Here is a 13,658-nt window from a genome sequence, read left to right on the forward strand (position 1 = left end):
GTATGCGTGCCTTTTCCCGCCTTCTGGACCGCCTTGCCTTTGAAAGCTCCCGCAATGCCAAGGAGGCGCTGCTGGTGGATTATTTCCGCCGCACGCCGGACCCGGACCGTGGCTATGCCCTTGCGGCGCTGACGGGCACGCTGGAGTTCCGTTACGCCAAGCCAGCGGTGCTGCGGGCGCTGGCAGGCGAGCGGACGGACCCGGTGCTTTTCGCGCTGTCCTATGATTTCGTCGGCGATCTGTCCGAGACGGTGGCGCTGATGTGGCCTGCACCGGACCGGGCCGGCGAAGCTGATGGTGAGGGGCCGGGACTTTCCGCCGTGGTGCAGCGGCTCTCTGGCGCTGGCCGCAGCGAGGTGCCGCAGCTGATTGCCGGATGGCTGGACCTTCTGGATGAGACGAGCCGCTGGGCGCTTTTGAAGCTTGTCACCGGCGGCTTGCGGGTGGGTGTATCCGCCCGCCTCGCCAAGACCGCGCTGGCGCGGCTTGGAACTGTCAGCGTGGATGAGATCGAGGAGGTCTGGAACGCGCAGAAGCCGCCCTATACGGCGCTGCTGGCCTGGGTGGAGGGGCAGGGCAGCAAGCCGGAAGCCTCGGACCCGGCGCCCTTCCGCCCGCCGATGCTGGCGCACCCGCTGGATGAGGCGCGGGACGTGGAGGCGCTGGATCCGGCTCAGTTTCTGGCCGAATGGAAATGGGACGGTATCCGCGTGCAGGCTTCAGCCGGGCGAGATGCGGCGGGCAGGCGTGTGGCGCGGCTTTACTCCCGCTCCGGCGATGACATTTCCGCCGCCTTTCCCGATGTACTGGAGAGCCTGACCTTCGAGGGCTGTATCGACGGGGAACTGCTGATCCTGCGCGATGGTGCGGTGCAGCCCTTTTCCGAGCTGCAGAAGCGGCTGAACCGCAAGACGGCAGCACCGAAGCTGATGCAGCAGCTTCCGGCCGCCATCCGGGCCTATGATCTTCTGATGGACAATGGAGAAGACCTGCGCGCCCTGCCGTTTGAGCAAAGGCGGGCGCGGCTGGAGGCTTTCCTGGTCGCGCAAGCCCCGCCGCGCATTGACCTGTCGCCACTGGTGCCCTTTGCGAACTGGGAGGAACTGGCCCGCTGGCGGGAGGAGCCTTCCGCGCATCTGCCGGAGGCTGATGCAGGCGCCGTGGAAGGGCTGATGTTGAAGCGGCGGCAGTCGCCCTATCTGGCAGGGCGTCCGCGCGGGGAATGGTTCAAGTGGAAGCGCGATCCCTTCACGGTGGATGCGGTGCTCATGTATGCGCAGCGCGGCCACGGCAAGCGCTCGTCCTATTATTCGGACTATACCTTCGGCGTCTGGCGGGGCGAGGAGCTTGTGCCGGTAGGCAAGGCCTATTCCGGCTTTACAGATGAGGAGTTGTTGGAGATCGATAGGTTCGTCCGCAACAACACCGTCAACCGCTTCGGTCCGGTGCGGGAAGTGGCGCATACGCCCGATCTGGGGCTGGTGCTGGAAGTGGCGTTCGAGGGGCTGAACCGCTCCGGACGGCACAAATCCGGCCTTGCCATGCGCTTTCCCCGCATCGCCCGCCTGCGCTGGGACAAGCCGCCGCATGAGGCCGACCGGATCGAGACTCTGGAGGCTCTGTTGCCAATGCCTGCCAGCGTGACTTGAGTCTCCGGCGCGAAACCGTCAAGGTTCTCCCTGACCGGAAAAGCCGGTTCGACGGGAGACCTGCCAGTGATCGACTATTTTTACACCCACGTTTCGCCCTGGGCCTATCTCGGCCATCAGGCCTTTGTGGATCTTGCGGCGGCGCATGGGCAGGAGGTGCGGTTCCGGCCGGTCAATCTGGCCGGGGTCTTCGAGGTGTCGGGCGGTCTGCCGCTGGCCAAGCGCCATCCGGTGCGTCAGGCCTACCGTTTTGTCGAGTTGCAGCGCTGGCGGGAAAAGCGCGGCGTGCCGCTGACACTGAAGCCTGCCTTCTTTCCCGCCAATCCCACCCTGGCCGATTGCTGCGCCATTGCCGTTGCCGAAGCGGGTGGACCGGTGGCGGCCTGTTCGGCACGGCTGTTCCGCGCCATCTGGGTGGAAGACCTGAACATCGCCGACGAAGCGGTTCTGGCCGGGCTGATGAGGGAGCTGGGCCTTGATGCAGATGCCTTGCTTGAAGCAGCTGGCAGCGCGGCCATTCAGGAGGCCTATCAGGAGAACCAGCGCCGTGCCATCGAACTGGGCGTCATCGGCTCGCCCTGCTACGTGCTGAAAGGTGAGCCCTTCTGGGGGCAGGACAGGCTGGACCTGCTGGAAGATGCGCTTGTCTCGGGCCGGGATGCCTTCCGGCCGGTTTGAGGCGGGACAAGCTTCCTGGGCAGAACTGCCGCAACGGCGTGCTTTTGACATAGTCCCCCGCTAACATGCGGCTTATGTGGGCGAGTCCCCCGGCGCGCGGCGAATGGAGGCATGGGCGATGGCTGATCCGAAACTGGCATCATCTGCGCGGCTGCGCGCAGGAAGGCTCGCCGTGGCTCTTCTGGCCCTGTCCGGCTTCCTGCATGGACAAGTGGCAGAGGCGAAAAGCGCGGCACCGCAGGGCGGCCTTGCGGCCGGCCAGGTGGCAGGTCAAGGGGCTCCCGCAAAGACCGTGCCCTCAGGCAAGCCTGCCGCCAAGGCAAAAGCTCAAGGCCAGAGTCAGAGCCAGAGCCAGGTTAAAACCAAGCCCAAGCCTGCTCCCGCCGTTCCCGCAAGCAAGACTGCAAACAACGCTGCTGGCAAATCCCAAGCGGGCTCACCAGCGAAAGTGCCGGTGAGCCGGCCTGCAACGGCACCTGTCCCGGTGGCGGACCAGCAGGCGGATCAGCAGGCAAATCCGGCGCAGGAAACCGCACCTTCTGAGGCTCCGGTCGCTGATCCGCGGCGTTACGCGCTCGTGAAAGTGGACGGCAGCTACCTGCGGCTGGACAGGGTGGCCGGAACGATCGCCTTCTGCAAACCGGCCAATGGGGTGTGGCGCTGCATGCCTTCTCCGGATGCAGAAGCCGCTTATCTGGGAGAAATCGACCAGCTGCGGCAGGAAAACGCGGCCCTGCGGCAAGAAATTGCGGCTCTCAAGGGCAACTCGGACAGCGGTGCCCCGGGCCGCCCATCCGCAGAAGCCCCCCGCGGCAACACCCGCCCTGCGCCAGAACTGTCGCAAAAGGATGAAGAACAGCTCGACGAAATGCTCTCCTTCACGGAGCAGGCCATGCGCCGGTTCTTCGGTCTGATGCGGGATCTGCAAAGAGAAACGGGCCAGTAGACGGCCTTTCCCTCGCATCTCACGGCCGCGTTGCAGGCTCCGGCGCCAGTGTTTGCAACGGACTGCCAGTCAGGCTCCAACTCCTCTCCCCCCTTGAGCTACCAGATTCACACATCAGGTCCGGAAACTGCCCGCAATGAGGCGTTTGCTTTTCGGGAGGACGCCTGCCGCCCCCCTCCCCCTGGTGGGGAGGGGTGAGGGGTGGGGGGGCTCTGAGCCGAAAACTATATGAAAGACAGATAGATACCTGAAAAGGTCTCACGAGGAGCAGCTGTCTGAAATCAATGGACACCCTGCCAGCCGGAAAGGCTATCCCCCCACCCCCAACCCCTCCCCACGAGGGGGAGGGGGGCTGAAACGCCGCGCCAGAGTAACCAGACTGCTGGCTGTCCCCAAACCGTCTTTTCTGCTCAGTCTGCCCGCAGGCGTGACAGGGCTTCCTGCGTGCCAGTGGGCAGGAGCGCTGGCTCGCCGTTCTCCCGGCAAACGGGGCCGAAAGCGGTGTCAGTGATGGCGCAAAGACGGCTGGCGCGGCTTTCAAACACGAAGAAACGCGCGCCCAGCATGTTTGCCTGGGTGCCGGTCAGGCTGACGGCGATCACAAAGCTTTCGCCTGCCTTGAGCGGACTGATCCAGGTCAGTTTCATCTCGAAAAGGCGGCGCTCACTGCCTGTTTCCTGTTGCCAGCCGAGGTTCAGGGGAGTCTGTTGCCAGACATGAGGCAGCGCCTCGCCGATGCATTGCGCGACAAAGCCATCATCTGCCTTGTTGTCCGCCCCAAGATGCCTTGGGAGCACGGTTCCCCGGTAAATGACCGATCCGCCGCCCTCGACAATGCTTTCCAGCGTTGCCTTGTTGGCCAATGGAGAGGGGGGCAAGGCACGGGGTGCCGCTTCCTCCGGCATGGCCTGAACCACATCCTTGAACTTGCTGCGGAACGTGCGGGCGGTGCCGGCAGGCGGGGTATAGCCATCGATAGCCGTGGCCAGAACCTCTCCGGTCACGGCGTTCTTCATCTGATGGACGATGGTCAGAATATGCGGGCCGTCGAAACAGACGAGAGAGGAAACCACAAGCAGCGTGCTGCAGGGGGCCGGAGTGTGGAAGCGGATATGCCGCACGCGGCGGGCGCCGACCAGAGACTCACTCAGCGCGCAGATGAGCCGGAACTGCCTGTCCGCCTCATCGAGCCGCTGGACGCAACCATGTTCGCTCAAAACACCCTGTTCTGTACAATCGCTGTGGCTCACATAGGAGAACAGGGTTTCTTCAGTCAGCATCGTGTGGTGGCCCTGATGGTTGCTGTAGCCGGGAAAATATGTAACTTACTTTCAGGTAATAGTAGAGTTATTCATAATTACGCTAAGGAAATTATCAATAAGAGATTTGCTCTGGTCCGCTATTTCGAGAGGAAAGCTCTGGAAAACATGGCATCCGCCGGGGAAGACGTCCAGCGTGGCGGAGTTCCCGGACGATATCCATCGGGATGCCTGAAACAACGTGTCATCCAGAAGGGGATCCCGGGTTCCCACCACGAAATAGGCGGGCGGCATGCCGCTCAGGTCTGCCATCAGGGGGGAAATGTCCGCAGACTTGGGGTCTTCGCCGTTCTGCAGATACAAACGGACGAACATTTCGATATCGCGCGTGTTCAGGACCAGCTTCTCCGTGCCCCAGGATCTGGCGCTCGGCGTCAGGCTCAGATCGAAACAGCCGGCGATAAAGACGGCGGCACTGAAGGGTGTCAGACCGTGCCTGTCCCGCAGGCGCAGGAGGGTGACGGCAGCCAGATTGGCGCCTGCGCTGTCCCCGCCGATGGAAAACCGTGACAGCCCGTATTCCTGCGCGGCCGGCCCGATGAGCCAGAGGGCTGCGGCTTCGCAGTCATCCGGTGCGGCAGGATAGGGATGTTCCGGAGCAAGCCGGTAGTCCACGGAAGCAACCAGAAGTCCCGTCCTGTCCGCCATCTCGGCCAGCCGCAGATCCTGCAGGTCCGCCCCGCCGAACGTCCAGCCGCCGCCATGAATATGCAGGAAGGCGCCCTCCGGCCGGCTGTCCTGTGGCCGGAAAAGCCGCAGGCGAAGCTTGCCCGCTGCCCCGCCACGTGCAGGGCCCTCGATCCAGATATCCTCAGCGCGCGGGCTGCGGACAGGGGCCGGGAAGGGGCCTATGCCTTGCTCCCGCCGGTCGCGGACCACCTGCGGGGGGAAGCTCCACTGATCCGGCTCGGCAGCCAGACGTGCCGCGAGAGCCTCATTGAAGGCGCGTGTTTCTTCGCTCGCGGCTTCGGGCAGGAAGAGGGAATGGTGAAGGCTCAGCATCAAGGGTTCTCCGGTTCCGGTGACTGGGGAAAGCTAAAGTGTCAGATCGTGCCTGCCAATCTGCTTCAGTCAGGGGACGTCAGGGGGCAATCCGGAGAAGTTGCAGCGCGTTGCCGTTTCTCCCATGTCACTTGCAGGAGATTTCGGGCAAGGCTTGATCTGGTGCAAGGTGATGTGCACTGTGAAGGCAGAGCCTTCTGACCGGGACGGCCGCGCCCGTTGTGCGGTGTGCGCTGGCCTGACCGGATGGAATGGCGTTCGAGCGGATCCGGGAAGCAGATGCGTCAGCATTCCGGTCCGTCCGGACGGTATGTGATAAGGGGCCGGGAGCCGTGGAGCGGCCCAGACGCCGGCAGACGTGCCGGGGTGTAAAATCGGGGGGAAAGCATTGGCGGACAGCAACAATTACCATTTCATCATTGCGGATGATCATCCTTTGTTTCGCGGCGCGCTGCGGCAGGCGCTTGATTTGCTCTATCCCGGATCGGTGATCGACGAAGCCGGTACGCTGGAGGATGTGACCGCCCGCCTGGAGGATGCCGGTGGCGTGGATCTGGTGCTGCTGGATCTGTCCATGCCCGGCATGCGCGGCTTCTCGGGCCTGATGTTCCTGCGCGCCCAGCACCCTTCGGTCCCGGTGGTGATTGTCTCGGCCAATGAAGAGCCTCAGGCCATTCGCCGGGCCATCGGCTTTGGGGCGTCGGGGTTCATTCCCAAGTCCCATGGCATCGAAGTCATCCGCAATGCGATCGAGCAGGTGATGGCCGGTTCGCTCTGGACCCCGCCGGAAATCGACCTCACCATCGCCGACAAGGATTCTGATGCGGCGCGCCGGCTGGCCAGTCTGACGCCGCAGCAGGTGCGCGTCCTCATGATGCTGTCGGAAGGTCTTCTGAACAAGCAGATCGCCTATGAGCTGTCCGTATCCGAGGCAACCGTCAAGGCGCATGTGTCTGCCATCTTGCAGAAACTGGGCGTTGAAAGCCGGACGCAAGCGGTGATTGCGGCCTCCAAGATCGAAGCCGGAAGCTGGCAGATACCGGAAGCAAGCCAGGATCTTTGATCCTGCTGTTTTGAATTTCAGCCCTGCCAGATTTCGCGAACAGTCAACCGCTGTTCTGCGGGCGTGCCCATCCTTTAGGCATGCTTACTGAGCAATGCTGGGCAGGCTGGAGAGCGTGGACAGGTATTTTATCAAGTTGATTAAATTGATTGGGCCGTTTCCTGTTGAGCTCAATTGGAAATCTTCGCTTTGTTTAATTCAAATCGTGATTTTTACCCCCTCTTTACGGAGATATGAGACATTACGTTCCCCAGCGACACATGTACCCTGTGCGCAAATATTGACCGGATAGTGGATGAGCCAGGCGAAGGCCGAGAAGCAGGTCGCATTCGGAGCAGCAGAGCCCGGTGATGCCGGGCGGGCTGCAGCAGGGGAAGACGTGTGCATGAACGGGGAACTCAGCATCGCTGATTTTCTGAGGCGTCCACTTCATCACTTGACCGACGCCGTGCGCTTCATCTTCCGGGGACTGTTGGATGAGGATGAGCTGAGCGGCCGGATACGCGCGCAGCAGATCACGGCGATTGTCCGGTTCATGCCGTATATTACGTCATGGAACGTCTTCAGCGCTCTCATCATCATCAATCTGAATTTCGGTGTGACGCCCCTCTACCTGCTGCTCGCCTGGTCAGTAGCCATGATGTTTGTCATCGGCCGCGGTGTTGCCGTCTGGCAGAAGAGCCGGAAGCGGACATTTACGACGGCGTCCTCCAGGGGCATTGTTTCCGCGACCATACAGGCCGGCGTACTGGGCATCCTGTGGTGCCTGGCACTGTTCATGACCTTTTACTACGGCTCTGAGGACACGCTCATCCTTGTCGCCTGCCTGATTGCCGGACTGATCTGCGCGGGCGGCTTTGTGCTGGCGACGGTGCCTCTGGCAGGCCTTGCCTGGGTCGTGACGATCTGGTGCGGATCGGTGTTCCAGATCATGCAGATCGGCAAGGGGCCGATGGTCGAGCTTGCCAGCTTGCTCTCGGCCTATTCCTTTATGGTGGTGGTTTGTATTCTGGCGGTTTCCCGGGTGTTTGTGGCCCGTGTGATAACGGAGCAGGAACTCGAACACCGGGGACAGGTGATCGGCCTGCTGCTCAACGAGTTTGAGGAAAGCGCCAGCGACTGGCTGTGGGAAACCGACAGCGCGGGCAGTCTGAAACGGACATCTGCCCGGTTCTGCGAGGTTTGCGGGCGCGCCCCGGAAGACCTGCAGGGATACGGCCTGATCGATGCCCTGCAGACAAGTGCCGAGCAGGGGGATGGCTGGGATGAGGTGCGGGAGGTGATGAACGCCTGTCAGCCTTTCCGCGACATGCCCGTGCTGACCATCGTCAATGGTGAGCGCCGCTGGTGGTCTCTCACCGGCAGGCCCTATTTCGACCGAGCCTGCAAGTTCACCGGCTATCGCGGCGTCGGGTCTGACATCACCGATGCCCGCCGCGCCCACGATCTGGTCAAGTATCTCGCTGAGCATGATGCGCTGACCGGAGTGGGCAACCGCAACTGGCTGCTGGGCCGGGCTGGCGAGAGCCTGGAGAACGCGCTGGCCGATGGCAGCAATGTCAGCCTGCTGATGGTGGATCTCGACAACTTCAAGGCCATCAATGACATGCGCGGTCATCCCGTGGGCGACGAGATCCTCAATCTGGTCGCGCAGCGGTTCAGCGAAATCTGTGCCGGACGCGCGGATCTTGCCCGCATTGGCGGTGATGAATTCGCCATTCTGCATGTGGGGCAAAGCCGCCAGAACACCGAGGCGCTGGCGAACGAACTGATCAACAGCCTGAAGGCGCCGCTGCTGACCGATAGCGGCAGCTACACCGTGGGCGCAACGATTGGCATCGCCTGCGCGCCGCGTCAGGCGGACACCATCGATGACCTGATGCGCTGCGCGGATATCGCGCTCTACAAGGCCAAGCGCAGCGGACGGGGGCAGGCCCTGTATTTCGAAGCCGAGATGGACCGGGAACAGCGTGAGCGGCGCGAAATGGAAGCCGCGCTCCGCAGGGCCGTCGAAAAGGGCGGCCTCGCCCTGGCTTTCCAGCCGATTGTCTCGGCGCAGACCGGACACATCCAGTCCTGCGAGGCCCTGCTGCGCTGGAACGATCCGTTCATCGGTCCGGTTTCGCCCGCCGTCTTCGTCCCCATCGCCGAAGAAGCCGGGCTGATTGTTCCGATCGGGGAATGGGTGCTGCGGGAGGCTTGCAAGCGGGCTGCCGGGAGCAAGCACGAGATATCCATTGCGGTCAATCTGTCGCCGCTGCAGTTCGCGGCGGCGGGGCTTGTTGACGCGGTGAAATGGGCGCTGGAGGAATCGGGACTGCCGGCACAACGGCTGATCCTGGAAATCACCGAATCCGTGCTGATCCAGGACGCAGGGTCAACGGCCGAGATCCTCAGTCAGCTCAAGGCGCTGGGCGTGCGCATCGCTCTGGACGACTTTGGAACAGGATATTCGTCGCTGAGCTACCTGCGCCACTATCACTTCGACAAGATCAAGATCGACAAGTCCTTCGTCAGCGAACTGGGCGATGGCGGGGAGAGCATGGCCATCATCTCTGCGGTCATCATCCTGGCGCGCAGCCTGAAGATGGAAGTGACGGCAGAAGGCGTCGAGACAGAAGAACAGGCCAATCAGTTGCGCCTCATGGGCTGTGGCAGCTTGCAGGGCTATTATTTCGGCCTGCCGGTGGAAAACTGCCCGGACACGCTCGTGCCGCGTCCTGACTATGGCGCCAGCCGGGTAGGGTCGCGAAAGATCGTCACTCAGTAACCAGCATTTCTGCCCGGACCCGCGCCAGCTGGGCCCTGAGCGCCGCCGGCCGGACCGGTTTGTTGAGCAGGCCGATATCCCGCTCCGCCGCTTCCGCCCGCACGGCGCGGCTGCGGTCCGCGGTGATGAGCAGCGCAGGAATGCTGCGGCCGAATTTCCAGCGCAGCCGCACGGCACATTCAATGCCATTGCCCTGATCAAGATGATAGTCGACCAGCATGATGTCGGGCGTGCGGCCAAGCTGCGTCACGTGCTGGGCTGCTTCCATGTCGTTGCTGGCGGTCAGAACCTCGCAGCTCCAGCTTTCCAGCAGGCGGCGCATGCCGTCGAGAATGTTTGGCTCGTTGTCGATGGCCAGAACCAGCATGCCATCCAGCTGGCTGCTGGTCACGGCAACCGGCTCACCAACGCTGGGCAGCACGGGAACAGGGGCTGCTGAGGGAACTTCCACCGCAAAGCAGGAGCCTTTCCCCATTCGCGAGCGCAGGGTGACGGGATGATCCAGCACCCGGCTGATCCGCTCCACGATGCACAGGCCGAGTCCCAACCCTTTGGCCGTGCGGATGCCATCGTCCAGCCGATGGAACTCCATGAAGATGGCTTTCTGCTTGGAGGCCGGAATGCCGATACCTGTGTCGTGAACCTCAATGACGACACGTGAGCCATGGCGGCGGCAGCCGACAAGGACGCGGCCCGTCAGGGTGTATTTCAGGGCATTGGACACAAGGTTCTGCAACAGGCGGCGCAGCAGGCGGCGGTCTGAACGGACGGTGAGCGAGGTCGGCACGAAACTCAGCCTGAGGTCCCGTTCGCGCGCGACCGGGTCGAACTCCAGCTGCAAGGCGCGGAAAATCTCGTCGAGGCGGAAGGTGCCGTATTCCGGCTTGAGTGCGCCGGTGTCGAGGCGGGAAATATCCAGAATGGCGCTGATGATGTCCTCGACGGATTCGAGCGAGGCTTCGACATTGCGCACCAGATCCCCTGCCTCCCCCTCGCGGAACCTGTCGACCAGCACGGAGGCGTAAAGGCGGGCGGCGTTCAGCGGCTGCAGGATGTCATGACCGGCGGCGGCCAGAAACCGGGTCTTGCCGATGTTGGCCTCTTCGGCGGCATGAGTTGCCTGGACGAGCTGCTGGTTGACGCGGGTCAGCTCCTCGGTGCGCTCGCGCACCCGGCGCTCCAGCGTTTCGTGGGATCTGGACAGGGCTTCCTCGGCCAGCACGCGCTCGGTGATGTCGGTGAAGGTGGTAACGATGCCGCCATCCGGCATGGGGCTGATGCGCACCTCCAGAATGGTGCCGGTGATCGACAGGCGCTCCTGGAACGTCTCCTGGCGGATGACCAGCTTCTCGATCCTGTCGGCCACAATCGCATCGGCCGAACTGCCTCTCAATTCGCCCCGCTCCGCATTGAAGCGGATGATGGTGTCGAGCGGGGTGCCCACTTGGCCATATTCAGGCGGAAGGCCTAGCAGGTCGCGGAACTGACGGTTCCAGCAGATCAGCCGCAGATCCCGGTCGAACACGGCGATGCCCTGACGCACCTGATCAAGCGCCGTCTGCAAAAGGTCGCGGTTGTACTGGATGGCCTCCGAGGCATCATCCAGCAGCTTCATGGCGCCCTTGATGGTGGCATCGCGCCGTTTGAGCAACAGCGACAGGACCAGCCTTGCGGAGGCCGCGCCGATGGCCGAGGCCAGCAGCTGCTCTGAGTAGCGCAGCACCTGCGCATCCGCCGGAGCGTTGAGATCCAGCGTCAGGCCGCGTTCACGGGCGTACCGGTGGAAGGAACGCTCGGAGCGTTCCACCCCCAGATAGCGGGCGACGGTGGCCTTCAGATCACCAACCGTCACATGGGTCCGCCACAGGCGGAAGGACGGCGTCGAGGCCAGCTCCTGCGGCACGAAGAGATTGGCCTGAAGCCGTTCGGACGGCTCGGGCGCCCGGGTCAGCGAGAAGAGAATGAAACAGGTGAGATTGGCCAGAAGACTGAAGGCTACCCCGTGCAGGAACGGGTCGGCGGGGCTGTAGAACAGGGATTGCGGCCGCAGCCATTCGATGCCGAACGGCCCGTCGAAGAGGATCGCTTCGGCAATAAGCCCGGACTGGACAAAGGTCGGCAGCAGCAGGGTGTAGAGCCACAGGCCAAAGCCCGCCACCATGCCGGCAATGGCACCGCGCGCCGTTGCCTTGCGCCAGAAAAGCCCGCCAAAGAAGGCCGGAGCGAACTGGGCAATCGCGGCAAAGGAGAGGAGGCCGATCGAGGCAAGGGCGGCGGTATCTCCGGCTGCTCTGTAATAGGCATAGGCGAGCAGCAGGATGACGAAGATGGAGGCACGGCGCACGCGCAGCAGCATGCGGCTGAGATCCTTGCCCCGTGTCGAGGCGATATCGTCGCTGCCGCGCTGGCGCAGAATGAGCGGAACCACGATGTCATTGGAAATCATGATCGCCAGCGCCACCGTGGCGACGATGATCATGGCTGTGGCCGCCGACAGGCCGCCGATGAAGGCGAAAAGGGCGAGAAAACCCTGGTTCGAGGCCATCGGCAGGGCGAGGACGTAGGAGTCCGGATTGATGCCGGGATCCAGCGTCAGCATGCCCGCCGCGGCAATCGGCACCACGAAGATGTTGATGGCGATGAGGTAGAGCGGGAACATCCAGGTGGCGAGGCGCAGCTCCGCCTCGGAATTGTTCTCGGTGACCACCACATGGAACTGGCGTGGCAGCAGCAGCGAGGCGATCAGCGACAGGCACGTGATGGCGATCCATTCCGCCGGCTGGAACGGCTGGGAAAAGACGCTGGCGACCTTGGGGCTTGTGGCAATTGCCGCCACCAGATCCAGCGGCCCGTCATAAAGGGCATAGGTGACCCAGAAGCCAACCGCCAGGAAAGCGAAGAGCTTGACCACTGCTTCGAGCGCAATCGCCAGCATCAGCCCTTCCTGATGCTCGGTCGCATCAATGTGCCGGGTGCCGAACAGCCAGGCGAAGACGGCCATACCGATGGCGATCAGCAGGGTGATGTCGCCGAAGGACGTGAGCAGCGACACCCCGTCCGGCGGGCCGAAGGGGCCGATCATGGTGGTGACCGACAGGGACAGCGCCTTCAGCTGCAGGGCGATGTAGGGAATGATGCCGATGACGGCGATGACCGTCGCCGTTGCGCCAACCGTCTGGCTCTTGCCGTAACGGGCGGCCATGAAGTCGGCAATCGAGGTGATCCGCTCCGTCTTGGCGACCCGGATGATCCGCCGCAGCAGCGGAAAGCCGAAGGCAAAGAGCAGGATAGGGCCTGTGTAGATCGCCAGAAACTCCAGCCCGTTCTGCGTCGCCCCGCCAACCGAGCCATAGAAGGTCCAGGATGTGCAGTAGACAGAGAGAGACAGCGCATAGATGAAGGGCCGGCTCTTCACCGCCAGCGGCAGGCGCGAGCGCCGGTCCCCGAAACTGGCGATGGCAAAGAGCAGCAGGATATAGCCCAGTGCGCTTAAGGTGACGATCCAGCCGTCCAGCATCGCAATCCTGTCCGCCCTTGTCCGGTTGAACCGGACTGCTTGTTGCCTCTGGCCGGAGGCGCCGGATTTTTCCGTGCGTCTCCGTCCTCCCGTGCTGATCGGACCATAGGCGCGCGGGCTTGTCCATTCGTCTTGCGGCGGGGGCGTGCCTGCGCAAATCTTCCCTTGCGGATAGGATGTGTTAACACTGTCAGGCAGACCGGGCGGACGGCCCGGACCAGGAGCACCAGATCACGGGGGCGGAAATGCTCAAGGAATTCAAAGAATTTGCCATCAAAGGCAACATGCTCGACATGGCCGTCGGCATTGTCATCGGCGCAGCCTTCAGTGCCATCGTCTCCTCCATGGTGGACGATATCATCATGCCACCGATCGGCCTCATCCTCGGCAACGTGGATTTTTCCGAGCTGTTCCTGGTGCTCAAGCAGGGCATGCCGGAAGGCCCTTATCCGACGGTTGACGCTGCCAAGGCTGCCGGTGCCGTGACCTGGAACCTTGGTCTTTTCGTCAATGCGATGGTGAAATTCACCATCGTGGCCTTCGCCCTCTTCATCGTGGTGAAAGGCGTCAACCGGCTGCGGCGCGAAGAAAAGGCCAAGCCCGCAGAACCGGCCAAGCCGCCGCGCCAGGAACTGCTGCTGGAAGAGATCCGCGACCTTCTGAAGAAGTGAAGTCCTTCACGATGGAGCGGCACCGCCGGGGCTGACACCCGGC

The 13,658-nt window shown here is 62.9% G+C and carries 9 protein-coding genes; 6 read left to right on the forward strand and 3 right to left on the reverse strand.

The features are described 5' to 3' along the window. Positions 1–2 precede the first annotated feature (2 nt). The 3 genes from AC0CMF_RS08230 to AC0CMF_RS08240 all read left to right on the forward strand — a co-directional run bounded on the left by AC0CMF_RS08230 (position 3) and on the right by AC0CMF_RS08240 (position 3,273). On the forward strand, positions 3–1,649 hold the full coding sequence (locus tag AC0CMF_RS08230) for a cisplatin damage response ATP-dependent DNA ligase (protein ID WP_374628510.1): 1,647 nt from the start codon (positions 3–5) through the stop codon (positions 1,647–1,649). A 66-nt stretch (positions 1,650–1,715) separates the two neighbouring features. After that, complete coding sequence (locus tag AC0CMF_RS08235) at positions 1,716–2,327, forward strand: 2-hydroxychromene-2-carboxylate isomerase (RefSeq protein WP_374628511.1); 612 nt, start codon at positions 1,716–1,718, stop codon at positions 2,325–2,327. Between the two features lie 118 nt (positions 2,328–2,445). Beyond that, entirely contained in the window at positions 2,446–3,273 is an 828-nt protein-coding gene (locus tag AC0CMF_RS08240) for a hypothetical protein (RefSeq protein ID WP_119396607.1), read from the forward strand. Between the two features lie 410 nt (positions 3,274–3,683). Here the strand turns inward: AC0CMF_RS08240 and AC0CMF_RS08245 are convergent, their stop codons facing one another. Then, on the reverse strand, positions 3,684–4,553 hold the full coding sequence (locus AC0CMF_RS08245) for a thioesterase (protein WP_472481455.1): 870 nt from the start codon (positions 4,551–4,553) through the stop codon (positions 3,684–3,686). Positions 4,554–4,604: 51 nt separating this feature from the next. Then, complete coding sequence (locus AC0CMF_RS08250) at positions 4,605–5,594, reverse strand: alpha/beta hydrolase (RefSeq protein ID WP_094462223.1); 990 nt, start codon at positions 5,592–5,594, stop codon at positions 4,605–4,607. A 388-nt stretch (positions 5,595–5,982) separates the two neighbouring features. On the opposite strand from AC0CMF_RS08250, the gene AC0CMF_RS08255 reads away from it, so the two are divergent. Both AC0CMF_RS08255 and AC0CMF_RS08260 read left to right on the forward strand, forming a co-directional pair. Continuing rightward, entirely contained in the window at positions 5,983–6,657 is a 675-nt protein-coding gene (locus AC0CMF_RS08255; RefSeq protein ID WP_050470915.1) for a response regulator, read from the forward strand. 436 nt (positions 6,658–7,093) lie between these two features. Beyond that, positions 7,094–9,427, forward strand: coding sequence for a putative bifunctional diguanylate cyclase/phosphodiesterase (locus AC0CMF_RS08260; protein WP_374628513.1), 2,334 nt, complete (start codon positions 7,094–7,096; stop codon positions 9,425–9,427). Here the strand turns inward: AC0CMF_RS08260 and AC0CMF_RS08265 are convergent. Then, positions 9,417–12,944 carry a PAS domain-containing hybrid sensor histidine kinase/response regulator gene (locus tag AC0CMF_RS08265; RefSeq protein ID WP_050470917.1) on the reverse strand — a complete coding sequence of 1,176 codons (3,528 nt, stop codon included), beginning with the start codon at positions 12,942–12,944 and terminating at the stop codon, positions 9,417–9,419. The two genes, AC0CMF_RS08260 and AC0CMF_RS08265, sit on opposite strands and share 11 nt — an antisense overlap. A gap of 245 nt (positions 12,945–13,189) precedes the next feature. On the opposite strand from AC0CMF_RS08265, the gene mscL reads away from it, so the two are divergent. After that, entirely contained in the window at positions 13,190–13,615 is a 426-nt protein-coding gene (gene mscL / locus AC0CMF_RS08270) for a large conductance mechanosensitive channel protein MscL (RefSeq protein WP_050470918.1), read from the forward strand. Positions 13,616–13,658 lie beyond the last annotated feature (43 nt).

The organism is Pannonibacter sp. CBAS1226, assembly GCF_055685825.1.

What these genes read in the sequence shown, in the direction of transcription:
- AC0CMF_RS08250 (WP_094462223.1), bottom strand. Translation starts at nt 5,594, where the DNA reads ATGCTGAGCCTTCACCATTCCCTCTTCCTGCCCGAAGCCGCGAGCGAA.
- AC0CMF_RS08240 (WP_119396607.1), top strand. Translation starts at nt 2,446, where the DNA reads ATGGCTGATCCGAAACTGGCATCATCTGCGCGGCTGCGCGCAGGAAGG.
- AC0CMF_RS08265 (WP_050470917.1), bottom strand. Translation starts at nt 12,944, where the DNA reads ATGCTGGACGGCTGGATCGTCACCTTAAGCGCACTGGGCTATATCCTG.
- AC0CMF_RS08245 (WP_472481455.1), bottom strand. Translation starts at nt 4,553, where the DNA reads ATGCTGACTGAAGAAACCCTGTTCTCCTATGTGAGCCACAGCGATTGT.
- mscL (WP_050470918.1), top strand. Translation starts at nt 13,190, where the DNA reads ATGCTCAAGGAATTCAAAGAATTTGCCATCAAAGGCAACATGCTCGAC.
- AC0CMF_RS08230 (WP_374628510.1), top strand. Translation starts at nt 3, where the DNA reads ATGCGTGCCTTTTCCCGCCTTCTGGACCGCCTTGCCTTTGAAAGCTCC.